Origin of the sequence: Stenotrophomonas sp. HITSZ_GD (genome assembly GCF_029543105.1) — a bacterium.
In the GTDB taxonomy this organism is placed as follows: Bacteria; Pseudomonadota; Gammaproteobacteria; order Xanthomonadales; family Xanthomonadaceae; genus Stenotrophomonas_A.
Genome location: NZ_JARQXB010000006.1, coordinates 109491 through 132905 on the forward strand (window position 1 = coordinate 109491; position 23415 = coordinate 132905).

The 23415-nt window shown below is 69.4% G+C and carries 25 protein-coding genes; 5 read left to right on the forward strand and 20 right to left on the reverse strand.

Annotation, left to right across the window (positions count from 1 at the left end; translation table 11 throughout):
* Window positions 1-51 precede the first annotated feature (51 nt).
* Entirely contained in the window at window positions 52-621 is a 570-nt protein-coding gene (locus tag P6166_RS08300) for a hypothetical protein (protein WP_277764002.1), read from the forward strand.
* Window positions 622-655: 34 nt separating this feature from the next.
* Window positions 656-1555 carry an oxygen-dependent coproporphyrinogen oxidase gene (hemF, locus tag P6166_RS08305; RefSeq protein WP_277764003.1) on the forward strand — a complete coding sequence of 300 codons (900 nt, stop codon included), beginning with the start codon at window positions 656-658 and terminating at the stop codon, window positions 1553-1555.
* A gap of 443 nt (window positions 1556-1998) precedes the next feature.
* Here the strand turns inward: hemF and polA are convergent, their stop codons facing one another.
* The gene (gene polA / locus P6166_RS08310; RefSeq protein ID WP_277764004.1) at window positions 1999-4767 is read right to left on the reverse strand and encodes a DNA polymerase I; all 2769 of its coding nucleotides are present in this window, start codon (window positions 4765-4767) and stop codon (window positions 1999-2001) included.
* A 143-nt stretch (window positions 4768-4910) separates the two neighbouring features.
* Between polA and P6166_RS08315 the strand changes: the two genes are divergently transcribed.
* Window positions 4911-5144, forward strand: a complete 234-nt coding sequence (locus tag P6166_RS08315) for a DUF2782 domain-containing protein (protein ID WP_277764067.1) — start codon at window positions 4911-4913, stop codon at window positions 5142-5144.
* A gap of 121 nt (window positions 5145-5265) precedes the next feature.
* On the opposite strand, the gene P6166_RS08320 is transcribed toward P6166_RS08315, so the two are convergent.
* From P6166_RS08320 to P6166_RS08395, 16 genes are all read right to left on the reverse strand, one after another.
* Window positions 5266-5712 (reverse strand): universal stress protein, encoded by a 447-nt coding sequence (locus P6166_RS08320; RefSeq protein WP_277764005.1) that lies wholly within the window; start codon window positions 5710-5712, stop codon window positions 5266-5268.
* 109 nt (window positions 5713-5821) lie between these two features.
* Window positions 5822-8008, reverse strand: coding sequence for a DNA helicase II (uvrD, locus tag P6166_RS08325; protein ID WP_277764006.1), 2187 nt, complete (start codon window positions 8006-8008; stop codon window positions 5822-5824).
* Window positions 8009-8042: 34 nt separating this feature from the next.
* Window positions 8043-9419 carry an FAD/NAD(P)-binding protein gene (locus P6166_RS08330; RefSeq protein WP_277764007.1) on the reverse strand — a complete coding sequence of 459 codons (1377 nt, stop codon included), beginning with the start codon at window positions 9417-9419 and terminating at the stop codon, window positions 8043-8045.
* 41 nt (window positions 9420-9460) lie between these two features.
* The gene (gene cls, locus P6166_RS08335; RefSeq protein ID WP_277764008.1) at window positions 9461-10879 is read right to left on the reverse strand and encodes a cardiolipin synthase; all 1419 of its coding nucleotides are present in this window, start codon (window positions 10877-10879) and stop codon (window positions 9461-9463) included.
* A 163-nt stretch (window positions 10880-11042) separates the two neighbouring features.
* A complete protein-coding gene (rpmG, locus tag P6166_RS08340; RefSeq protein WP_207221063.1) occupies window positions 11043-11210 on the reverse strand; it encodes a 50S ribosomal protein L33 in 168 nt (55 codons plus the stop codon).
* A 10-nt stretch (window positions 11211-11220) separates the two neighbouring features.
* Window positions 11221-11457 (reverse strand): 50S ribosomal protein L28, encoded by a 237-nt coding sequence (gene rpmB, locus P6166_RS08345; protein WP_265128248.1) that lies wholly within the window; start codon window positions 11455-11457, stop codon window positions 11221-11223.
* A 225-nt stretch (window positions 11458-11682) separates the two neighbouring features.
* Entirely contained in the window at window positions 11683-13485 is a 1803-nt protein-coding gene (locus P6166_RS08350; protein ID WP_277764009.1) for a DUF885 family protein, read from the reverse strand.
* Between the two features lie 78 nt (window positions 13486-13563).
* Window positions 13564-14016, reverse strand: coding sequence for a transposase (locus tag P6166_RS08355; RefSeq protein WP_277764010.1), 453 nt, complete (start codon window positions 14014-14016; stop codon window positions 13564-13566).
* Between the two features lie 248 nt (window positions 14017-14264).
* Entirely contained in the window at window positions 14265-14606 is a 342-nt protein-coding gene (locus P6166_RS08360; protein ID WP_277764011.1) for a lipid-A-disaccharide synthase N-terminal domain-containing protein, read from the reverse strand.
* A 1-nt stretch (window position 14607) separates the two neighbouring features.
* Window positions 14608-15330 (reverse strand): glycosyltransferase family 2 protein, encoded by a 723-nt coding sequence (locus tag P6166_RS08365; protein WP_277764012.1) that lies wholly within the window; start codon window positions 15328-15330, stop codon window positions 14608-14610.
* Between the two features lie 81 nt (window positions 15331-15411).
* Window positions 15412-16377: an NAD-dependent epimerase/dehydratase family protein gene (locus P6166_RS08370; protein WP_277764013.1), complete on the reverse strand. Its 966-nt coding sequence runs from the start codon at window positions 16375-16377 to the stop codon at window positions 15412-15414.
* Window positions 16374-16670, reverse strand: a complete 297-nt coding sequence (locus P6166_RS08375; RefSeq protein ID WP_277764014.1) for a helix-hairpin-helix domain-containing protein — start codon at window positions 16668-16670, stop codon at window positions 16374-16376. Before P6166_RS08375 ends, P6166_RS08370 begins: the two co-directional genes overlap by 4 nt.
* 24 nt (window positions 16671-16694) lie before the next feature.
* Window positions 16695-17648, reverse strand: coding sequence for a ParB/RepB/Spo0J family partition protein (locus P6166_RS08380; protein WP_277764015.1), 954 nt, complete (start codon window positions 17646-17648; stop codon window positions 16695-16697).
* On the reverse strand, window positions 17648-18445 hold the full coding sequence (locus P6166_RS08385; RefSeq protein ID WP_277764016.1) for an AAA family ATPase: 798 nt from the start codon (window positions 18443-18445) through the stop codon (window positions 17648-17650). Before P6166_RS08385 ends, P6166_RS08380 begins: the two co-directional genes overlap by 1 nt.
* A gap of 104 nt (window positions 18446-18549) precedes the next feature.
* Window positions 18550-19188 carry a 16S rRNA (guanine(527)-N(7))-methyltransferase RsmG gene (gene rsmG, locus P6166_RS08390; RefSeq protein WP_277764017.1) on the reverse strand — a complete coding sequence of 213 codons (639 nt, stop codon included), beginning with the start codon at window positions 19186-19188 and terminating at the stop codon, window positions 18550-18552.
* On the reverse strand, window positions 19185-19805 hold the full coding sequence (locus P6166_RS08395; protein ID WP_277764018.1) for a 4'-phosphopantetheinyl transferase superfamily protein: 621 nt from the start codon (window positions 19803-19805) through the stop codon (window positions 19185-19187). The genes rsmG and P6166_RS08395 overlap by 4 nt, the downstream gene beginning before the upstream one ends.
* A 135-nt stretch (window positions 19806-19940) precedes the next feature.
* Between P6166_RS08395 and P6166_RS08400 the strand changes: the two genes are divergently transcribed.
* Window positions 19941-20192, forward strand: coding sequence for a GlsB/YeaQ/YmgE family stress response membrane protein (locus P6166_RS08400; protein ID WP_277764019.1), 252 nt, complete (start codon window positions 19941-19943; stop codon window positions 20190-20192).
* A 53-nt stretch (window positions 20193-20245) separates the two neighbouring features.
* Here the strand turns inward: P6166_RS08400 and P6166_RS08405 are convergent, their stop codons facing one another.
* Together P6166_RS08405 and xth are read right to left on the reverse strand one after the other, a co-directional pair.
* Window positions 20246-20656 (reverse strand): GFA family protein, encoded by a 411-nt coding sequence (locus P6166_RS08405; RefSeq protein WP_277764020.1) that lies wholly within the window; start codon window positions 20654-20656, stop codon window positions 20246-20248.
* 5 nt (window positions 20657-20661) lie between these two features.
* A complete protein-coding gene (gene xth / locus P6166_RS08410) occupies window positions 20662-21432 on the reverse strand; it encodes an exodeoxyribonuclease III (RefSeq protein ID WP_277764021.1) in 771 nt (256 codons plus the stop codon).
* Window positions 21433-21548: 116 nt separating this feature from the next.
* Between xth and P6166_RS08415 the strand changes: the two genes are divergently transcribed.
* Window positions 21549-21911 carry a VOC family protein gene (locus P6166_RS08415; RefSeq protein WP_277764022.1) on the forward strand — a complete coding sequence of 121 codons (363 nt, stop codon included), beginning with the start codon at window positions 21549-21551 and terminating at the stop codon, window positions 21909-21911.
* 10 nt (window positions 21912-21921) lie between these two features.
* Here P6166_RS08415 and P6166_RS08420 read toward each other — a convergent pair whose 3' ends face one another.
* Complete coding sequence (locus tag P6166_RS08420; RefSeq protein ID WP_277764023.1) at window positions 21922-23337, reverse strand: coniferyl aldehyde dehydrogenase; 1416 nt, start codon at window positions 23335-23337, stop codon at window positions 21922-21924.
* Window positions 23338-23415 lie beyond the last annotated feature (78 nt).

A 23415-nucleotide genomic window follows, 5' to 3' on the forward strand; every position in this document is an offset into this window, starting at 1 on the left:
CGCCGGCGCACGCCGGCGTTTGTTTTTCTGTCCTTTCGCAGGAATCCGCGCATGACCATGCCCCCGCCTTCGCCCGCGCCACGCAGCAGCTTCGTCACCGTGATGGCCTGGCTGAGCCTGGCGATGGCGCTGATGAGCGCCGCCTGCAGCGCGCTGCAGGCGGCAATGGCGCTGGCGCTCCCGGGGCTGACCGATTTCAGCGCGCTACTGCCGCCCGGCACGCCGGTGCCCGCGTCGCTGGCCTGGCTGGGGGCGCACCTGGTCGCGCTGTCGGTGCTGGGGGCGATCGCCTCGCTGGGGGTGGCGTGGATTTCCTGGGCGCTGCTGCAGCGGCGCGAATGGGCGCGCGTGGCGTTCATCGCGCTCCTGGCGCTGGTCGCGCTGGCGAACTTCGCCGCCATCCCGCTCGCCGACGCGTTGGTGGAGATGGCGCTGGGCACGCTGACGCTGGCGCCGGCGTCCGGCGCGGAGGCGACGGCGCAGCTGCTCGATGCCGGTGCGCCGATGCTCGCCGCGGTGCGGCTAATGGCGTGGATCAGCGCGCTGACGATCGCCGCGGTGCATGCCGGCATCATCTGGCAGCTGTGCCGGCCGGGCATCCGCGCCGAGTTCACCCGCTGAGCGGGGCGCGCGGCCGCCTCGCTAGAATGGCGGCATGGACGACTTCCACCGCGTACGCGACTACCTGACCGGTCTGCAGGACCGCATCTGCCAGGCCATCGAGGCCGCCGACGGCTCGGCCACCTTCCAGGAGGACGCCTGGCAGCGCGCCGAAGGCGGTGGCGGCCGCACGCGCGTGCTGCGCGAGGGCGCGGTGTTCGAACAGGCCGGCATCGGCTTTTCCGACGTATGCGGCTCGAAGCTGCCGCCCTCGGCCAGCGCGCATCGGCCCGAGCTGGCCGGCGCGACCTGGCGCGCCACGGGCGTATCGCTGGTGTTCCACCCGCGCAACCCCTACCTGCCGACCACCCACGCCAACGTGCGCTACTTCCGCGCCGAGCGCGACGGCCAGGCCGTGGCGGCGTGGTTCGGCGGCGGCTTCGACCTCACCCCGTTCTACCCCTACGACGAGGACGTGCTGCACTGGCACCGCACCGCGCAGCAGCTGTGCGCGCCCTTCGGCGAGGACCGCTACGCCGCGCACAAGCGCTGGTGCGACGAATACTTCTTCCTGCGCCACCGCAACGAAACGCGCGGGGTGGGCGGCCTGTTCTTCGACGACCTGCACGGTGACTTCGAACGGGACTTCGCCTACCTGCGGGCGGTGGGCGACGGCTTCCTGGACGCCTACCTGCCGATCGTGGCACGCCGCAAGGACACCCCGTATGGCGAACGCGAGCGCGCCTTCCTGGAATACCGCCGCGGGCGCTACGTGGAGTTCAACCTGGTGTACGACCGCGGCACGCTGTTCGGCCTGCAGAGCGGCGGTCGCGCGGAGAGCATCCTGATGAGCCTGCCGCCCCGCGTGCGCTGGGAGTACGGCTACACGCCGGAGGCCGGCAGCCCCGAGGCGCGATTGGCGGACTATCTGATGCCGCGCGATTGGCTGGGCTGAGCTGCGCCGGGAAGCTGGCGCGCCAAACGTGATGCAGCGCGAGTAATTCCAACGCATTCAGCCATTAAGCGCGTCAACTGAATGACGGTCGTTTATTTTGGTGAAATACCGCACGGTTCGCGTTCAGCGTGTCGGTCAAAATACCGGCGTTCGGAAAATAAAAAGCCCCGCGGACCAGGGGGAGGTCAGCGGGGCCAGGGAACGGAAACTTGGGGAGGAGTCGCCGTTCCAGAGATCTGCTCCAGGGGATGGGAGAGATCCGCGACAGGCGTTGCGCCTGTCGAGGGCTATAACACCATTTCGGACATTGATAGATCGTGAAGATTTGGGTTAAGAATTCGTCGGATTAAGGACGGATTCATTGATTCCTGACAGTTTCACGTTGCTTTTCCTGATGCATTGCGCCGCACTTTCTCACGGGGGTGGAAAGTGCGGCGCATTCATCAGTGTGCTTCGTCCCAGTTTCCGCCCACGCCTGCATCCACCACCAGCGGCACGCGCAGCTGCGCGGCGCCTGCCATCAGCGTAGTGGCCTGCGTGCGCAGCGTTTCGATGAAATCCGCATCGGCCTCGAACACCAGTTCGTCGTGCACCTGCAGGATCATCAGCGCGCGCTCGCGGTGCGCGGCCAGCCAACCGTCCACCGCCACCATCGCGCGCTTGATGATGTCCGCCGCCGTGCCCTGCATCGGCGCATTGATTGCCGCGCGCTCTGCACCAGCGCGCTGGCCCTGGCTGCCGCTGTTGATGTATTCCAGATACAGCCGACGGCCGAACACCGTTTCCACGTAGCCCTTCTCGCGGGCCTGCTGGCGGGTGCTCTCCATGAAGTCGCGCACGCCAGGGTAGCGGCTGAAGTACAGCGCGATGTAGTCCTGCGCCTCGCCACGCCCGATGCCCAGCTGCCGGGCCAGGCCGAAGGCGCTCATGCCGTACATCAGGCCGAAGTTGATCGCCTTGGCGGCGCGGCGCTCGTTCGCAGTGACATCGGCGATCGCGCGGCCGAACACTTCCGCCGCGGTGGCACGGTGCACGTCGGCGCCGGATTCGAACGCACCCACCAGGCCCTTGTCCTCGGACAGGTGCGCCATGATGCGCAGCTCGATCTGCGAGTAGTCGCACGCCAGCAGCTGGCGCCCGGGCGGCGCGACGAACGCGCGGCGGATGCGGCGGCCGTCGTCGGTGCGGATCGGGATGTTCTGCAGGTTCGGGTCAGTGGAGGACAGGCGCCCGGTTGCCGCGCCGGCCTGGTGGTAACTGGTGTGCACGCGCCCGCTGTCCGGGTCGATCATCTCCGGCAGCTTGTCGGTGTAGGTGCTGCGCAGCTTCGCCAGCCCGCGGTATTCGAGGATCACCCGCGGCAGCTCGTGCTGCTCGGCGATGGCCTCCAGCGCCTCCTCGTTGGTGGAAGGCTGGCCCTTGGGCGTCTTCACCACGGCCGGCAGGCCCAGCTCGTCGAACAGCAGCGCCTGCAGCTGCTTGGGCGAATCCAGGTTGAAGGTGCGCCCGGCCAGTTCGGTGGCCTTCTGCTGCGCGGCGAGCATGCGCTTGGAGAGATCGGCGCTCTGCCGGCGCAACTCGTCGGCGTCCACGCGCACGCCATTGGCCTCGATGCGCTCGAGCACCGGCACCAGCGGCATCTCGATTTCGCGATACACCTTCTCCAGCCCGGCCTCGGCGGCCAGCTGCGGCGCCAGCACGCGATGCAGGCGCAAGGTGATGTCGGCATCTTCCGCGGCGTACTTCGTGGCATCGTCGATGGCCACGTGCGAGAACGGAATCTGCTTGGCGCCCTTGCCGGCGACATCCTCGTACTTGACGGTGTCGTAGCCGAGGTAGCGCTTGGCCAAGGTGTCCATGTCGTGGCGGGCGATGCCGGAGTTGAGCACGAAGCTCTCCAGCAGCGTGTCGTCGGCATAGCCCGCCAGCGCGATGCCATGCCGGCGCATCACGTGCAGGTCGTACTTGCCGTGCTGACCGAGCTTGCGCACGGCCGGGTCGGCCAGCAGCGGCCGCAGCAGGTCCAGCGCCTGCGCCATGGGCAGCTGGGCGGGCGCGCCCGGGTAATCGTGGGCCAGCGGCAGGTAGGCGCCCTGCTGCGGCGTGTCGCTGAAGCTCAGGCCGACCAGGCGCGCCTGCATGGGGTCCAGGCTGTCGGTCTCGGTATCGAAGGCGAACTGCCCGGCCGCGCGCAGGCGCGCGATCCAGGTTTCCAGCTGTTCGATCGTGAGGATCGTCTCGTAGCTGCCCTGCGCGGCGAGCGCCGGATCCAGGCCGGCCACCGGAGCCGTGGACGCCGCGGCGGCGAAGCCGCGGCCGCGCGCCTGCCCCGGTTCCTTCTCGGCCAGCGTGGCACCCACGCCGGCGCCGCCTTCCAGCTCCCGCAGCGCCTGGGTAAAGCCGTAGCGGCGATACAGCCCGGCCAGCGCCTCGGCATCGCGCTCGCGCAGCGCCAGGGTGCGCGGTCCACCGGGCAGCGGCACGTCGGTCTTGATCGTCACCAGGGTGCGGTTGAGCGGCAGGCGCGGCAACGCGGCCCGCAGGTTTTCGCCGATCTTGCCCTTGATGCCCTCGGCCTGGGCCATCACGCCGTCCAGCGTGCCGTACTCGGCCAGCCACTTGGCGGCGGTCTTGGGGCCGCACTTCTCCACGCCGGGGACGTTGTCCACCGCGTCGCCCATCAGCGCGAGCAGGTCGACGATCTGGTCGGCGCGCACGCCGAACTTCGCCATCACCGCCTCGTCCGAGTCCATCTGGCTGCCGGTCATGGTGTTGACCAGGCGCACGCCCGGGCGCACGAGCTGGGCGAAGTCCTTGTCGCCGGTGGAGATGGTCACGTCCAGGCCGTCGGCCGCGCCCTGCAGGGCCAGCGTGCCGATGACGTCGTCGGCTTCCACGCCGTCCTCGCGCAGGATCGGGATGCCCAGCGCCTGCACGATGTCGCACATCGGCAGCACCTGCGCGCGCAGGTCGTCCGGCATGGCGGCGCGGTTGGCCTTGTAGGCGGGATAGAGGTCGTCGCGGAAGGTCTTGCCGGGGGCGTCGACCACGAAGGCGACGTACTCCGGCCGCTCCTTGAGGGTGGCGCGCAACATGTTGACCACACCGAACAGCGCGCCGGTGGGCTCGCCTTCCGCGTTGGTCAACGGCGGCAGTGCGTGGAAGGCACGGTACAGGTAACTGGAACCGTCGATCAGGACTAGTCTGCTCATCGCACGATTCTACGCCCCCGTCCCGCGGGCCTCGCGCATAATCGGCTTCCCGGGTTCCAGGAGCGCCACCGATGAAGAACACTGCCCTTGTGCTGGCCAGCGTGCTGGCCGCCTCCCTCGCCGGCTGCGCCAGCGGCGGCGGCATGGTCGGCCCCGGCGGCGCGCCCGTGGACCTGCGCAACGCCGATGTCACCAGCAAGACCATGGACAACGGCGACCGCATCGACGAATACCGCGTGGCCGGCCAGGTCCGCATGGTGAAGATCACCCCGGTGCGCGGCGCCACGTACTACCTCTACGACCGCGACGGCGACGGCCACATGGACAACGACAAGGATGGCGTGTCCCCGGTGTACTGGAAGCTCTACAGCTGGTGAGGCGTTGGGTGTCTTGAGCGTTTCCTTGTAGGAGCGGCTTCAGCCGCGACCGCCTGGAAGGTCGGGTCGCGGCTGAGCTCGTCCTGCAGGCTGGTTTTCGTACGTTGCCGCCTGCCGCTCCTCAGCGGATCACCAGCACCGGCACGCCGCTATGGGTCAGTACCTCGGTGGTCTGGCTGCCGAGCAGCACGCGGCTCATGCCGCGGCGGCCGTGCGAAGTCATCACGATCAGGTCGCTGCCGCATTCCTTCGCGGTGTCGATGATGCCCTCGGCGGCATAGCGATCCAGCACATGGCGCGGCGTCGCCGCCACGCCCGCCGCATGGGCCGCTTCCAGGGCCGGCTGCAGGATGGCTTGGGCGCCCTCCTCGCGTTCCTTGCGGTATTCCGGGCTGGCCTCGTAGCCCACGCTCCAGCCCATGGCGTCGTACATGCCCATCGCCCAGGGTTCGGACACTGTCACCACGTCCACCTGCGCGCCGGTCGCCTTGGCCAGCGCCAGGCCGTGTTGCAGGCCGCGCTGGGCGAGCTCGGAACCATCGAGGGCAATCAGAATGCGCTTGTACATGGCATCGCTCCTGTGCGTCCGTCCGGCGACGGGTTCGGGGATGATTTCACGACTTCCCCGGCCATGATGCGTTGATCCGGATCAAGGCAACGTGCCCGCCACGACCGTCTCAGATCACCGTGAGGTTGGCGTACGCCAGCACCAGCCATTTGGCGCCAACTTCGTCGAACTGCACCTGCACGCGCGCATGCGCGCCGCTGCCTTCGTAGTCGGTGATCACGCCGCCACCGAACTTGGGGTGGGTGACGTTGGCGCCCAGGGCAATCAGCGGCGTCTCGATGGCGGCCACCGAGGGCCGGCCGGCGCCGATCGACGCGGGCCGGGAGATCTGCACGCGCGGGCGCACCTCGTTGAGCAGGTTGCGCGGAATCTCGCGCAGGAAGCGCGAGGGCACGTTGTAGTTGTCCTGGCCGTGGATGCGGCGCGATTCGGCGTAGCACAGCAGCAGCTTCTGGCGGGCGCGGGTGATACCCACGTACGCCAGCCGGCGTTCCTCCTCCAGGCGCCCGCTTTCCTCCAGCGAACGTGCGCTGGGGAACAGGCCATCCTCCATGCCCGTGAGGCACACCAGCGGGAATTCCAGGCCCTTGGCCGAATGCAGGGTCATCAGCTGCACGCCGTCCTCGCCGGCCTGCGCCTGCCCTTCGCCCGCCTCCAGGGAGGCGTAGGCCAAAAAGGCGACCAGCTCGGTCATGCCTTGCGCCGCCTCGTCCTCGTCGTCCGGGCGGACGAAGCGCGAGGCCACCGACACGAGTTCGTCGAGGTTCTCGGTACGCGATTCCGAATCCAGCCCGCCGCGGCTCTCCTTGGCCCAGTACTCGCGCAGCCCGGAACGCAGCAGCACGTGGTCGATGCGCTCCTTCAGTTCCATCGCGCCGGTCTCGAAAGACAGCTGCTGGACGAGGTTGAGGAAGCCGGCCAAGGCATTGCGCGCGCGCGCGTTCAGCTCGCCCGCCTGGGTGCTGAGCATCGACGCCTCCCACAGCGACAGCGCGCGGGCGCGCGCCAGCCGGCGCACTTCGTCCAGCGTGCGGTCGCCGATGCCGCGGGTGGGCGTGTTCACCGCGCGCTCGAAGGCCGCGTCGTCGTCACGGTTGGCGAGCAGGCGCAGATAGGCCAGCGCGTCCTTGATTTCCGCGCGCTCGAAAAAGCGCATGCCGCCGTATACGCGGTACGGCACCTGCTCGGCGATCAAAGCCTCTTCCAGCGCGCGCGACTGCGCGTTGCTGCGGTAGAGCACGGCGACATCGCCGTAGCTGCCGCCGTCGCGCACCCATTGGCGGGCGCGCTCCACCACGTAGCGCGCTTCGTCGGTCTCGTTGTAGGCGGCGTACAGATCGATCGGGTCGCCGTCGCCGCTGTCGGTCCACAGCTGCTTGCCGATGCGGTCCGGGTTGTGCGCGATCACCGCATTGGCGGCGCCGAGGATGTTGGCGGTGGAACGGTAGTTCTGTTCGAGCCGGATGGTCTGCGCGCCCGGGAAATCGCGCAGGAAGCGCTGCACGTTCTCCACCTTGGCGCCACGCCAGCCATAGATCGCCTGGTCGTCGTCGCCCACCACGAACACGTGGCCGGTGTCGCCGGCCAGCACGCGCACGAAGGCGTACTGGATGGCATTGGTGTCCTGGAATTCGTCGACCAGGATCTCGCGGAAGCGCGCGCGGTAGTGCGCCAGCAGCGCCGCGTTGTCGCGCAGCAATTCGTGCGCGCGCAGCAGCAGCTCGGCGAAATCGACCAGGCCCGCGCGGTCGCAGCGCGCCTGGTAGTCGGCGTAGGCCTGGCGCAGGGTCTCGGTCCAGTCGTCGCGAGGCTCGGGCTGGATGTGCTGCGGCCGGCGGCCCTCGTCCTTCTGCTGGTTGATCCACCAGGCGATCTGCTTGGGCGGGTAGCGGGTCTCGTCGAGCTCCAGGCCCTGCACCACGCGCTTGACCAGGCGCAGCTGGTCGTCCGAATCCATGACCTGGAAACCTTCCGGCAGCTTGGCGTCCTGCCAGTGCAGGCGCAGCAGGCGATGCGCCAGCCCGTGGAAGGTGCCGATCCACATGCCGCGGCTGCCGTTGCGCAGCTGCAGGTCGGCACGGTGGCGCATCTCGCCGGCGGCCTTGTTGGTGAAGGTCACCGCGAAGATGCCGTGGGTGGGCACGCCCTGGACTTCGTTGAGCCAGGCGATGCGATGGGTGAGCACGCGCGTCTTGCCGGAGCCGGCGCCGGCCAGCACCAGGTAATGACCGGGAGGGGCGGAAACGGCCTCGCGCTGGGCGGGGTTCAGGTGATCGAGCAGGTGAGAGACATCCACCGCCCCATTTTACCGGCTTGGCGCGTCCGGCGTGTCAGCGCGACGCGAGCAGCGTGCCCGCCAGCGCGGCCGCCTGCGCGCGCAGCTCCGGCACGGCCAGGCTTTCCCACAACGTGCCGATCCGCAGGCTGCCCATCACGTGAAGGCGTTCATGCGCATGGCCCGCGGCATCGAGCACCCGGCCAGCGTCATCGCTGTCCAGGCCGATGCCGTGCGGGCCGGGCGCGGCCACGCCTTCGCCCACCAGTTGCTGCAGCAGCGGATTGCGCATGGCCTGCACGCGCATCTCCACGCCGGTGGCATTGATCACCCGCTGGACTTCGAGGCGAAGCGGCGCGCCGTCATGTTCGCGGCCCTCGATGCGCACGCACGCGCCCGCCGTCCAGGCCGTATCCACGCGCGAGCGGTGCAGGCGCAGCTGGCCGGCATCGCGCAGCGACTGCAGGCGGGCATGGATGCACGCATCGATGCGATGGCGGTGGACATCCCAATAGCGCACCCCATGGCGCAGGAAACGCCGCTGGTCGGCCTGCGACAACCGCCGCCACAGCGCCTGGCCCAGTGGCCGGATCCTTTCCATCACCGCCTGCCACGGTTGCCCCTGCGCGGCGGCCCGCGCCACCTGCGCGCGCAGGGCACGCATGCGGGCACGCAGCGGCAGCGCGAGCAGGGGTTCGGGGTCGAAGTCGAACGGCGCCGCATCGGCATGCGGCAGGGGCATCAGCCCGTGCCGCGAGATCACGTGGATCGCACCGCGGTGGCCCTGCTCGGCCAGCGTGACGACGGCATCGACCATGCTCAGGCCCGAGCCGATGATCGCCACGGCAGCCTCCGCGGGAATGGCGGCCACGGCCGGCGTATCCCAGGCTTCCACGCGCTGCGCGGCGGCCAGCGCGGTGGCGCCGCGCAACGGCAACGGACGCAGCGCGTTGCCGACCGCCAGCACTACCTCGGCGGCGACGAGGCTGCCGCCGTCGTGCAGGTGCAGCAGCTGGCTGCCAGCCTGCGGCGACAGGCTCGTCACGCGGGTGGCGAAGACCTCCAGCGTCGCCGGGCTCGCGGCTTGCGCCTGCGCCAGCCGTTCGCGCAGGTAGGCACCGTAGTGGAGGCGCGGCATGTACCGCGGCGCGATCGCTTCGGCCGGCAGATCCAACGCGCCCACCGCGCGCAGATAGTCGACGAAATCCCCTGGCTGCTCGGGAAAGGCGCTCATCTTGCCGGCCGGCACGTTGAGCAGGTGTTCGGGGCGGCGCGTGGCATATGCCACCCCATCGGCCAGGATCGGCTGCGGCTCGATCAAGGCAATGCGCAGCGGCCCGGTCGCATGGCGCAGCAACTGGAGCGCGACCATCACGCCACTGGCGCCACCGCCGATCACGGCGATGTCATGGGTCTGCGGAAACGACGGCATGTTCACCCATCAATTGTAGGCGATGCGGCGCCGCCCGCCGGCTACATCAGCGCATCGGCCAGGCGCGCGATGCCTTCGCGGCTGCGGCGCCAGGCCGGGCGCTGGCGCCAGCCGGGCAGTTCGAGCACGCGCGCGTCGGCCAGGTAGTCCTGCTCGATGCGGCGCAGCTGCTCGACGATGCCGCGGTCGTAGCACAACAGCCCGATCTCGGCATTGAGTGCGAAGGAGCGGATATCCAGGTTGATCGAGCCCAGCACGGCGATGTCCTCGTCCACGCTCAGGTGCTTGGCGTGGAGGAAATGCGGGCGGTACAGGGCGATCTTCACCCCGGCGCGCAGCAGCTCGTCGTAGTAGGCCTCCTGCGCCCAGGCGGTGAGGCGCTGGTTGTTGCTCTCCGACAGGATCAGCTGCACCTCCACACCCGACACGGCCGCGATGCGCAGCGCGCTCAGCGTGGCCTCGTCCGGCACGAAATAGGGCGTGACCAACACGACCTTGCGGCGCGCCAGATGGATCAGCGCATTCACCGCGTCGCGCGCGTTCTCGTAGGGATATGCAGGACCGCTCGGCAGCACCTGGGTGGGGACGTCCCCGGCGTCGTAAGGCGCATCGGCGATGACTTCCAGCCGCTCGCCGGTCTCCAGGAACCAGTCGCTGGCGAACACCGCTTCGAGGTGGTTTACCACCGGCCCATGCACGCGCGCGACAAGTTCGCGGTTGGGATGGCCGGGCACGAAGTCCGGCTCGGCCAGGTTTTGCGAGCCGATGTACCCCAGGCGATTGTCGATCACGGCGATCTTGCGGTGGTTGCGCAGGTCCATGCGCCCGCTGCGGCGCCAGCGCAGCCCGCCGGGGAGCAAGGCCTGCACGTCCACACCGCCCCGTACGAGCCGGCGGCGGTAACGGCGCAACGCGCGCTTGGCGCCCACGGCGTCGAGCAGCAGGCGGCAACGTACGCCGCGGGCGGCGGCCCGCAACAGCGCTTCGACCACGGCCTCGCCGACCGCATCGTCGAACATCAGGTAGTACAGCAGGTGCACGCGCTCGCGAGCACCGTCGATATCGGCGATCAAGGCAGCCAGCGAGGCGCGGTAGTCGTCGAGCAGCACCACGCCGTTGCCGCGCGTGGGCATGAAATCACCCTGGCGCTCGACCAGCGGGGCGATTTCGTTGCTGGCGGTGTCCACCTGCGGCGTCCAGCGCAGGGCGACCAGCGGCGCCTGCTGCTCGCGGATGACCTGCGAGGCTTGCGCCTGCCGGGCGATACGCTGGCGCGATAACCACGGATGCCCGAACAACAAGTACAGCGGCAGGCCGAGCAGCGGCACGAAGCCGACCAGCAACAGCCAGCTGCGCGCGGCGCCCGGCGTGGTGCGGGCGGGAATCCAGCACAGCGCACCCAGGCGGATCAGCCAGTCCAGGGCCAACAGCCAGGTGCCTTCCAGCCAGTCGGGCAGCATGCGCGTTTCTCCGGTGCGTCGGCCGATTCTGCCGCAAGCGCGGGCTGGTGCACGGGATCGGCGTGCGCGGGTGCAGGCACCGGAAACGACGAAGCCCGCCGGAGGGCGGGCTTGTCGAGGACGCGGATCGCGGGGGTCGGACGCGCGGGGCGCCCGGCTTGCCTCACTTGATCTTGCCTTCCTTGTAGATCACATGCTTGCGCACGACCGGATCGTACTTGAGGAACTCCATCTTGTTCGGAGTGTTCTTCTTGTTCTTGTCGGTCGTGTAGAAGTGGCCGGTACCGGCCGAGGAAATCATACGGACCTTGTCACGCTTGCCTGCCATGATGCTTTACTCCTCAGACCTTTTCGCCGCGCGCACGCAGCTCAGCCAGAACGGCGTCGATGCCGTTCTTGTCGATGGTGCGCAGCGCGTGCGCGGAAACACGAAGCTTGACCCAGCGGTTCTCGCTGGCCACCCAGAAGCGGCGCTCGTGCAGGTTGGGCAGGAAACGACGACGGGTCTTGTTGTTGGCGTGGGAGACGTTGTTACCCGTCTGGACACGCTTGCCGGAAACTTGGCATACGCGGGACATTGCGCACCTCGAAAAGTATTGGGTCACCCATAGCCCGGGAGACGGCGGCCCCGGCGGCGCTTGCCACCACACGTCAAGAGAATCAAGCAGTTACGCTGTTTCAGGCAGGCCGGGGGACGTGCTTCCGGCCACTACGCCGGTCGAACCGGGCACAGCGAGCCGCGCATTATGCCTGCGCCAGGGACGGGAGGCAAGACTTATCCACATCCCCGGCGAGGCCGCCGCTCAATGGCTGGCGGCCTTGCCCTTGCCCGGCGCGGCCTGGCTGTCGGCGATGAACTTTCGCACCTGCTGCTCCAGCACCGGCAACGGCACCGAGCCTTGGCGCAGCACCGCATCGTGGAAGGCGCGAATGTCGAACTTCTCGCCCAGCGCCTGCTCGGCCTCGCCGCGCAGCTTGACGATGGTGATCTCGCCCAGCTTGTAGCTCAACGCCTGGGCGGGCCAGGAGATGTAGCGGTCCACCTCGGTGGTGACCTCGTGCTCGCTCAGCGCGGTGCGGTCGCGCAGGTAGGCCAGGGCCTGCTCGCGGCTCCAGCCGTAGTGATGCACGCCGGTGTCGATGACGAGGCGGCAGGCGCGCCACATCTCGTAGGTCAGCTTGCCAAACTCCTCGTAGGGCGTCTCGTAGATGCCCATCTCCTCGCCCAGCTTCTCGGTATAGAGCGCCCAGCCCTCGCCATAGGCGGAGATGTAGTTCTCGCGGCGGAAGGCCGGCTGGTCGCCCTGCTCCTCGGCCAGCGCGCCCTGCAGCGAATGGCCTGGTGAGGATTCATGCAGCGTCAGCGCCGGCAGGTTGTACAGCGGGCGCGAGGGCAAGTTGTAGGTGTTCACCCAGTAGGTGCCGACCCCGCCGCGGCCGGCGGTCCAGAACGGCGCGATATCCGGCGGTACCGGCTTGATGGTGAAGCGCCCGCGCGGCAGCGTGCCGATGAGCTTGCCGACCTGCCCGTCCACGCGCTTGGAGATCCACGCGGCGCGGTCCAGCAGCTCCTGGGGGGTCTTGGCGTAGAACTGCGGGTCGGTGCGCAGGAACTGCAGGAACGCGGCAAAGTCGCCCTTGAAGCCGACGTCCTTGATGATCGCGTCCATCTGCTGCTGGATGCGCGCCACTTCCTGCAAGCCGATCTGGTGGATCTGCTCCGGGCTCAGGTCCAGCGTGGTGTATTCGCGGATCTGCTGCTGGTAGAAGGCCTTGCCCTCCGGCAGTGCCTCGGCGGCCAGCGTGGTGCGCGCCTTGGGCGTGTATTCCTCGCGGAAGAACGTCAGCAACTTGCCGTAGGCCGGCAGCACCTTGCCGGCGATCACCGCCTTGGCCTCGGCGCGCAGCTTCTCCTGCTCGGCGGCGGGAATCTGGGCCGGCAGCTGCTTGAACGGCGCATAGAAGGCCGAGTCGGCGGGATCCTTCACCTCGGCGACGGTGGCGATGGAAACATCGCGACCGTCGAGCACCGCCTTGGGTACGGTGAAACCGCGGGCCAGGCCGGCGCGCATGTTGTCGGTCTGCTGGTCGAAGTAGCGTGGCACGTCGGCGAGACGGGCGATGTAGGCGCGCAGCTCGGCCGGCGTGCGCATCTGCCGCTGCGCCATGAAGCCGAGGTTGGACCAGAACGAGCTGTCCGAGTTGAACGGCATCTCGTACAGCTTGAAGCGCACTTCGGCGGCGAGGTTCTCCACCTGCGGGCGGTAGATCGCCAAGTTGACCTGGTTGGCGGCCGAGAGCTGGCGCGCGTCCAGCTTGTCGAGCTGGGCCAGCACCTCGTCCCACACCTTGAGCCGGGCCTGCTGCGCGCCGGGCGAGACGTCGGGCAGGCGCGGGTTGTCGCCGGTGGTGTCGCTGTCCTCGTCGGCCTGGCCGGTCTCGGCCTGGCGCCACTTCCACTCCTTCTCGTAGATCGCGCGGAACTGGGCATCGGCCTTGCTCTCGGCAGCCAGGGACGCCGGTGCAGCGGCAGGGGCGGCCATGGCCGGCGCGGCGACGCCCAGCAGCAGGGACAAGGTCAGGGCGGAGACGAGCGTCTTTTTCACGGGACGGCGGCCTGCGAGGGAAGTAGCCCCCGATGATGGCAGGCCCGGGACCGGGGTTCATCGGTCGAAAGTCCTGCGTCATGCCGCCCGCCTGCGATCCAGCCACAAGGCATCCCAGTAGGGATACTCCGCGGCGCGACGGACCAGGCCCGCGCGCACGGGATTGTGGACGACGTAGCGGGCCGCGGTCGCGGTATCCGCTTCCTGGCGCAGGGCCCGCGCCCAATAGCCCGGCTCCCACACGGCGCCGCCACGCCCCCGGGCGAGGTTCGTCGCCCGTGCCGAAGCACCTTTGAGCACCTGCATCAGAGTTAGCAGGTCGGTGTGTTCACCCGCACGCACCAGGCCATGCCAGTGATCGGGCATCAGGACCCAGCAGAGCATCTCCGCGTCGTGCTGCAAGGCGGCCGCATGGAGACTGGCGCAGGCGGCCCGGGCGCAGCGCCAATCCGCGAACAACGGCTGACGGCGCGCGGTGACGGCGGTGATCAGATAGAGACGGCCGGCTTCGGAGCAGCGGCCGCGGCGCAAGGCGCGGTGACCGCACGGGGGGTTTCGAGTGTCCATGCCCGCAGTGTGGAAACGCAGGCATGCCGGGCATATCGGGCTTTGCCACCTGCCGGCCGCCCGACACTCCGCTGCTTTCTGTAGGAGCGGCTTCAGCCGCGACGCGACCTTGCGTTCGAAGGCGAAGGCGGGTGGCTCGTTATCCCGAGGTCGCGGCTGAAGCCGCTCCTACCGGTGCAGGCCGGTCAGCGAGGTCGGGAACCGCTATGCGCTCAATGCGTCGCGCGATCCCGCTTCCAGCCGCGATGCTTGATGTCCAGGTACAGGCTGTACAACGCCGTGAACGCGGGGAACAGGTTCTGCAGCACGCCCACCGAGTCCTGCTTGGCCGAGAACATGAAGTAGCTCAGCGTCATCAGGCTGCCGACCACGCTCATGTACCAGAACAGGCGCGGGATCACCGGCTTGCCCGCCCGCTTGGACGCGACGAACTGCACCAGCCAGCGGCCGCCGAACATCAGCGCGCCCACGTAGCCGATCAGCTTCCAGCCGGTCACATGCAGGCCAGTCCAGTACAGCCACGTCAGCGGCTGGTCGAGCCAGTGCAGCTCCATCTCAACGCTCCTGCACGTCGGTACGGCGGCTGCGGGCGATCAGCCAGGCCACGCCCCGCAGGTCGCGGATGCCGACCAGCGCGCGGTTGAGGTTGTTGTACTTCGATACGCCCGCCGTGCGATGGCGGTGGTTCACCGGCACGCTGATCGTCTTCCAGCCGGCGCGCTGCATCAGCGCGGGCAGGAAGCGGTGCATGTGGTCGAAATACGGCAGGTCCAGGAACGCGGCGCGCTCGAACAGCTTGATGCCGCAGCCGGTATCGGGCGTGTCGTCGCGCAGCATGCGTGCGCGGATCGCGTTGGCCCACTTCGAGGCCCAGCGCTTGGAGCCAGAATCCTGCCGGTTCACCCGCCAGCCGGCGAACAGCTTCACCTGCGCCGGGGCGCTCGCGCGCGCGGCCAGCATCTTGGGGATATCGGCCGGGTCGTTCTGGCCGTCGCCATCCAGCGTGGCGATCCAGGGCGCGCGCGCGGCCTTGATGCCGTTGCGCACCGCCGTGCTCTGCCCGCTCTGCTGCACGTGGTGAAGCACGCGCAGCTCCGGATGGGTGAGCTTGAGCGATTCGAGTACGGCCAGCGTGTCATCCTTCGAGTTGTCGTCCACGTAGACGATCTCGAAGTCCACCTGCCCGCGCAGCGCGGCGACGATTTCACCCACCAGCGGGGCGACGTTGTCGCGTTCGTTGAACACCGGGACGACGACGGAGAGTTGGGGTTCGCTCATGGGTCAGGCCGTTCGTTCGCGCTGTACGTGGAGGATGGGGACCGCGCATTTTCGCCAGGGCGACTGACCCCGGCATGAAAATCAGGCGTTGGCGCCGAAATAATCCCGGCACCACTGTACGACCGGCGGCAGGCCGGCTTCGATCGGGGTGGCCGGGTCGAAGCCGAACACCGCCTGTGCGCGGCGGGTATCGGCCATGGTGCGGACCATGTCGCCCGGCTGCATCGGCTTGTAGACCTTCTGCGCCGGCCGCCCGGCGGCCTGCTCGATCACCGCGATGAAACGCTCCAGCTCCACCGGGGTGTGGTTGCCCAGGTTGAACACCCGGTGCGGCGTGGCCTCGGCGGAAGGATGGTCCAGCGCGCCCAGCACGCCGGCGACGATGTCGGTGACATGGGTGAAGTCGCGCTGCATCTTCCCTTCGTTGAACACCTCGATCGGCCGGCCGGCCAGCACCGCGCGCGAGAACAGCAGCGGCGCCATGTCCGGGCGGCCCCAGGGGCCGTACACGGTGAAGAAGCGCAGGCCCGTGGCTGGCAGTTGGTAGAGCTGCGCGTAGGTGTAGGCCATCAGCTCGTTAGCGGCCTTGGTGGCCGCATAGAGCGAGCGCGGCTGGTCCACGCGCTGGTCCTCGGAGAACGGCGGGGTGGCCGAATCGCCGTAGACCGAGCTGCTGGAGGCGTACACCAGGTGGGCGACACCGCGGTGGCGGCACAGCTCCAGGATGTTGACGAAGCCGACGAGGTTGCTGTCCACGTAGGCGTAAGGGTTCTGCAGCGAATAGCGCACGCCGGCCTGCGCGGCCAGGTGCACCACGCGGTCGGGCCGGATCTCGTCGAACAAGGCGTCCAGCGCCGCGCGGTCGGCCAGGTCGATGGCACGGATGTCGATGTCCGGGCACAACGCCGCGACGCGATCGCGCTTGATCTGCGGATCGTAGTAGTCGTTGTAGTTGTCCAGCCCGACCACCTGCTCGCCGCGCGCGGCCAGCGCGCGGCAGGTGTAGGCGCCGACGAAGCCGGCCGCGCCGGTGACCAGGACGGTCATGCGCCCACGCCTTCCAGCGCGCGTTTGCGTTCGGCGGTGAACGCCCACCACGGCTGCGCCGCTTCGCCTTCGAGGAAGCGGGTGATGGACAGGAACACGTCGATCACGCACGGATCGTGGATCTGCCCGGTCTGGACGCACAGCAGCGTGTACAGGTCATAGGCATCGCGCCCACGCAGCTTGGCCGGCACGTCGATGCCGATGCGGCGCAGGTCCTGCGCGCAGGCCGGCCCGACGTTGGGCAGGTCGGTGAGGACGGACACGCGGTTACGGTCGACTTTGCTCGGATTCATGACGTGATGGCCCTGCGGTGCGGCTCAGCCCTGCGGGCGGTGGCGCAGCTTTTCCAGCACGCCGTCCAGCGTGTCCAGGTCGGTGTAGTGGATCACCAGCTTGCCCTTGCCGCCGCGGCCATGGCTGATGGCGACCTTGGTGCCCAGTGATTCGGACAGCTCGGTTTCCAGCGAGGCGATGTCGGCCTGCTGCGGCGCGCGCGCCGGTGCGGTGGCCTTGCGCAGCGCGCCGGGCACCTTGCCGGCGGCGAACTGCTGCGCGCGGTGTTCCACCTCGCGCACCGACCAGCCCTGGTCGGCGGCATCGTGGGCGAGCTTGACCGCCAGTTCCGGCGCCAGCGTCAGCAGCGCGCGGGCGTGGCCCATTTCCAGTCGGCGCGATTCCAGCAGCACGCGGATCGCCACCGGCAGCTCCAGCAGGCGCAACAGATTGGACACCGACGCGCGCGAGCGGCCCACGGCCTCGGCGGCCTCGGCATGGGTAAGCGAGAACTCCTCGATCAGCCGCTGCAGCGCCTGCGCTTCCTCCAGCGGGTTGAGGTCCTCGCGCTGGATGTTCTCGATCAGCGCCATCGCGATGACCGTGCGGTCGTCGAGGTCGCGCACCACCACCGGCACTTCGTCCAACCCGGCCAGCTGCGAGGCGCGCCAGCGGCGTTCGCCGGCGACGATCTCGAAGCGACCCGGGGTCAGCTCGCGCACCACGATGGGCTGGATGACGCCCTGCGCCTTGATCGATTCGGACAGCTCGGCCAGCTTGGCCTGGTCCATCTCCTGGCGCGGCTGGTACTTGCCCGGCTGCAGCTGGCCCACCGGCAGGTGGCGCAGCACTTCGCCCGGCTGCACGTCGCCGGCCGGGTCGGCCACCGGCGCGGCGGCGCTGGCGGCCGGTGCGGCGGCGGCGCCCTTCGGGCCCAGCAATGCCTCCAGGCCGCGGCCGAGGCCGCGCTTCTTGGCAGGGTTGGGCTTGGTGGTCATCAGGCGGTCTCCACGGCCCGGGCGGCCTTCTTGCGTTCCTCCTGGCGGCGGATGACCTCGCCAGCGAGTCCCAGATACGCCACGCCGCCCCGCGAGGTGCGGTCGTAGCCGACGATGCTTTGGCCATGGCTCGGCGCCTCGGCCAGGCGCACATTGCGCGGCACGATGGTGCGGAACACGCGGTCGCCGAAGTGCTCGGTGAGTTCGGCGGACACGGCGTTGGCCAGGTTGTTGCGGATGTCGAACATGGTGCGCAGCACGCCCTCGATCTCCAGCGCGGGGTTGAGCTGGGCGCGCAGGGCGTCGATGGTCTCGATCAACGCGCTCAGGCCTTCCAGTGCGTAGTACTCGCACTGCATCGGCACGATCACCGAATCGGCGGCGGTCAGCGCGTTGAGGGTGAGCAGCGACAGCGCCGGCGGGCAGTCGATGAGGATGAAGTCGTACTGGTCGCGCAGCGGCTCCAGCGCGCGCTTCAGGCGCTGCTCGCGCTCGGCCTGCTCCATCAGCTGGATCTCGGCCGCGGTCAGGTCGATGTTGCCCGGCAGCAGGTCGAAGCCTTCCGGCGCGGTGACGCGGATCTGCTCGGCAGTGGCTTCGCCCAGCAGCACGTCGCAGGTGGACGCTTCCAGTTCGCGCTTGTCGATGCCGCTGCCCATGGTCGCGTTGCCCTGCGCATCCAGGTCCACCAGCAGCACGCGCTTGGGCGCGCGCGCCAGCCCCGCCGCCAGATTGACCGCGGTCGTGGTCTTGCCGACGCCGCCTTTCTGGTTGGCGATCGCGATGATCCGGGCCATGCGGGAGAGCCTCGTGGGCTGGGTTCAGGGATCGGACATTATGCGGGCAGCCGGGCCCGGGGTGAAATCGAAGCGCCGACCGGGGCGCGCGGCACGTGGCCGCGTCAGCCCCGCACCACCTCGACCAGGTGCCGCTCCCCGGTCAGGCCGGGCACGGACAGTGGGTGCACCGGGCCGGCCATCCAGCCGGCCGGCAGCGCGGCGATCTCCTCGTGCGGGTACACCCCCTTCATCGCCAGCAGGGTGCCGCCGGGCCGCAGCAGGTGGCCGCCGACCTCGATGATCCCGGCCAGGGTATCCAGCGCGCGGGCGGTGAGGTGGTCGTAGGCGGCCGGCTCGTCCAGCGCCTCGGCGCGCGATTCGGCCACCCGGGCGTTGCCCAGCCCCAGTTGGCGCACGGCCTCGCGCATGAAGCGCGCCTTCTTGCCGTTGCTCTCCACCAGCGTCACCTGCAACCCGGGGCGGGTGATGGCCAGCGGTATGCCGGGCAGCCCGGGGCCGGTGCCCAGGTCGGCCAGGCGGCCGGTCTCGATGTACGGGCGCATGGCCAGCGAATCGAGCAGGTGGCGGGTCACCATCTCGCGCGGGTCGCGGATGGCGGTGAGGTTATAGGTGCGGTTCCAGCGCGCCAGCAGCGCGAGGTAGGCACCCAGCGGTTCGGCGAACGCGGCGTCCAGGCCCATGGCCTGCAGTCCGCGCGCCAGGTCGTTCCGCGCTTCGGCGGGCAGGACGGCATCGTTCATGCGGGCATTATCGCAGGCAGCGCGTCTTCGGCCGGATACCAGGCCAGCGCGGCGCGGTATCCGGGCGCGGCCAGCCATTCGTGCAGGGTCCAGCGCGTGGCCTCGCCCAGCGCCGCGTCGCACCAAGCCAGGTGCAGCGCGCCGCCGGCGTCCTCGGCAAAGCGCAAGCGGTGCAGGCCGAAGGAGATGCCGTGGCCATGCGCCTTGAGCAACGCCTCCTTGGCGCACCACAGGCGGAAGAACCGGTCCATGCAGTCCGCATCGGACAGCGATGCCAGCCAGCGCACTTCCTCGGGGTGGAAATACCGCTCGACCACCTCGCGCATGCGTGGCCGCGGGCGAAGGCGCTCCAGGTCGACGCCCAACTGCATGTCCTGGCCCAGCCCGAGCAGCAGATGCTCGCCGCTATGGCTCCAGCCCGTGCCGAAGTCCGCCAGCGGCGGCAGCAGCCAGGGCCGGCCACGCACATCGCGGGTCATCGGCACGTCGTGCGGCGGCATCGAGAAATGCGCGCCGAGCACTTCGCGCGATTGCGGTTCGCCACGCGTGCCCGGGCGATGCGGCAACAGCCACAGGCAGACCGGCCCGAATTGCCAGTCCGGCGGTACAGGGCTCAACGCGCCACTCCGACGTTTTCCTGAACAACGCGCTCGGCGTCGCAATTTTTAACGGCCATTTCACGAATTCGCGCGTTGAATGACCCCGCCGCCCCATTCCCGGGGCGGGTATGCAGAAGGAAAGGAGATTCGGGCATGGGCATCATCATCTGGCTGATCGTCGGTGGCATCGTGGGCTGGCTCGCCAGCATCATCATGCGCCGCGATGCTCAGCAGGGCATCATCCTCAACATCGTGGTGGGCATCATCGGCGCACTGATCGCCGGCTGGCTGTTCGGCGGTGGCATCAACGAGGCGATCACGCTGCGCACCTTCCTGTTCTCCCTGATCGGCGCGGTGATCCTGTTGGCGATCGTCAACCTGTTCACCCGCGGCCGCGCACGCTGACCGCACGCGGCCTCGTTCGACCGAAGCCCGGGCCTGGCCCGGGCTTCGCCGTTTCAGGGCCGCCGGTCGGCGGGGTGATGCACGCCATCGGACACCGGGATCGGCTGCGGCAACAGGTACGGGTCCACGCCATCCAGGCACCCGACGTTGTAACCGTACTGGTCCGGGTTCGAACGCCGCCGGTGATGGGTGTAGATGCCGCAGGTGGCGCAGAAATAGTGCTCGGCCACATGGGTGTTGAACTGGTACAGGCGCAGCTGGCCACCATCCTGCACCACCCGCAACCCGTCGCGCGGCACACCGCCGACGATGGCGCCGCGGCGGCGGCACAGCGAACAGTTGCAGCGGCGCGGGTCCACGATGCCGTCGGGCAGCTGCAGTTCCAGCACCACCGCGCCGCAATGGCAGCGCGCCAGGTGCACCGGCTGGATCACGGTGCCGCCCACTTCGCGGATACCGGCCATGGCGCTCACTCCGCCAACTCGACCCACGCCGGGGCGTGGTCGCTGGGGCGGTCCCAGGTGCGCGGCTCACGGTCGATGCCGGAGGCGGCCGCGCGCGCGCGCAGCGCGTCGGACACCAGCGTCAGGTCGATGCGCAGGCCCAGGTTGCGACGGAACGCGGCGGCGCGGTAATCCCACCAGCTGAACACGCCGGCCTCGTCGTTGTGCAGGCGGAAGGCGTCATGCAGGCCCAGCGCTTCGAGCTTGCGCAGCCCGGCACGCTCGGCGGTGGAGGTCAGGATGTGGTTTTCGTTCCAGACCGCGGCATCGTGCACGTCGCGCTCGTCGGGGGCGATGTTGAAATCGCCCAGCACGACCATCTTCGGGTGGCGCTGCAGCTCGGCGGCGAGCCAGTCGTGCACGGCATCGAGCCAGCGCAGCTTGTAGGCGTACTTGTCGGTACCCACGTCCTGGCCGTTCACCACGTACAGGTTGACGATGCGCACCTCGCCCACGGTGGCGGCGATCACGCGCTTCTGCTCGTCCTCGAAGCCGGGGATGCCGACCTGCACGTCCTGCGCGGCTTCGCGCGAGAGGATCGCCACGCCGTTATAGGTCTTCTGCCCGGCGAACACGCTGCGGTAGCCCAGCCCGGCCAGCTCGCCATCGGGGAACTTGGCGTCTTCCAGCTTGGTTTCCTGGATACCGACGATGTCCGGCGCGGCGGACTGCAACCACTGCTGCAGGTGCGGCAGGCGCACGTTGAGCGAATTGACGTTCCAGGAGGCGATGCGCATGCGGGCGGCTCTTGCGGCGGGCGGCCTATTCTCCCGGCTTGCGCGGCCGCAGGCAAAGGCGATGGCGACGCCGCGTGCCCGCGCTATGCTGCACGCTGTCCCTGCGGAGCCTGGCCATGCACGTCACGGGTATTGGTGGATTGTTCTTCCGTTCGCGCGATCCCGAGGCCCTGTCGGCCTGGTATGCGCAGCACCTGGGGGTGGGCCCGGTCGGCGATACCTGGACCTGGGCGCAGCAGGCTGGCCCCACGGTCTTCATGCCCTTCAAGCAGGACACCGATTACTTCCCGGCCGACCGCCCGTGGATGCTCAACCTGCGCGTGCAGGACCTGGATGGCCTGCTGGCGAAGCTGCGCGGAGCCAACATCGCGGTGGAAACGCGCGCCGAGTGGAATAGCCCCGAAACGGGCCGCTTCGCCCGCCTCCATGACCCGGAAGGCCTGCCGATCGAGCTGTGGGAACCGCCGGCCGAAGACTGATCGCCCCGCCTCAGCGCACCAGCCAGCGCAGCAGGCGGTCGATGCGCGCGTAGGGCGGCTTGAGCAGGTCGGTGGCGCTGCGGCGCCGCTGCCACAGGATCGGCAACTGCTTGCTCATCGCATCGAAGCCGGCGCGGCCGTGGTACGCCCCCATGCCGCTGGCACCGATGCCGCCGAACGGCAGCCCGTTGGCGGCGAAATGCAGCAGCGTGTCGTTGACGGTGATGCCGCCGGCGAGCGTGCCGGCGAGGATGCGTTCGACGTCCTCGCGCCGCTGCGCGAACGGGTACAGCGCCAGCGGGCGATCGCGCGCGGCCACCTGGGCGATGGCCTGGTCGAGCGTGCGATAGCCGATCACCGGCAGGATCGGGCCGAAGATCTCCTCGCGCATCAACGCGATGTCCGCCGGCGGGTCGATCACCAGCGTGGGCACCACCAAGCGCTCGGCCTCGGCGCGCGCCGGGTCCACGGCAGCCAGTTCGACGACCTGCGCGCCGCGCAGGCGCGCCTCGTCCAGCCACTGGCGCAGGCGCGTGTACTGCCCGGCATGGATGATGCGGGTGTAATCCTCGAGCGGCCCGATGAAGTCGCCGTAGCGCGCGTGCACCTGCGCGCGCAGGCCCTCCACCAGCGCGGGCAGCGCGGCCTGCGGCGCGAGCACGTAGTCCGGCGCGATGCAGGTCTGCCCGGCATTGAACCACTTGCCGCTCGCCAGGCGCGCGGCGGCCGTTTCGAGCGGATAGTCCGGGCAGACGATGGCCGGCGACTTGCCACCCAGTTCCAGCGTCAGCGGCGTGAGGTTCGCCGCCGCCGCGGCCATTACCTTGCGGCCCACCGCGGTGGAGCCGGTGAACACGAGATGGTCCAGCGGCAACGCGGCGAAGGCGGCGGCCACCTCGGCATCGCCCTCCACCACCGCGACGCGGTCGGCGGGAAACACCTCGCCGATCAGCCGGCGCAGGAACGCCGACGTGCGCGGCGCATGCTCGGAAGGCTTCAGCAGCACGTGGTTGCCGGCGGCAATGGCGGTGGCCAACGGCACCAGCGCGAGGTTGACCGGATAGTTCCAGGGCGCGATCACGCCCACCACGCCCACCGGCACGGCACGCACCTCGGCGCGCGCAGGCCACAACCGCCAGCCGGCGCCCACACGGCGCGGCCGGCTCCAGCGCCGCAGGTGGCGCAGCAGGTGGTCGATCTCGCCGAGCACGGCCATGCCATCGGCCAACAAGGATTCGTGGCGCGAGCGGTGTCCGAAATCGGCGGCGATGGCCTCGGTCATCTCCTCCAGGCGCTGCTTGAACAGCGCGCGCAGGCGTAGCAGGTCGGCGCGGCGCTGTTCAAGCGGCGGGCGGCGGCGCTGCCAGGCGGCGCGCAGGCCGGCGAGGGTCGCTTCCAACGTGACGGCAGGGGTCGGGGCATCCATGCGCCGGACTATACGGGCAGACCGCGCGCACCGGCGAGGCGTGGCCAACGCACACGACCGCCGCGCCAGCGCAAAAAA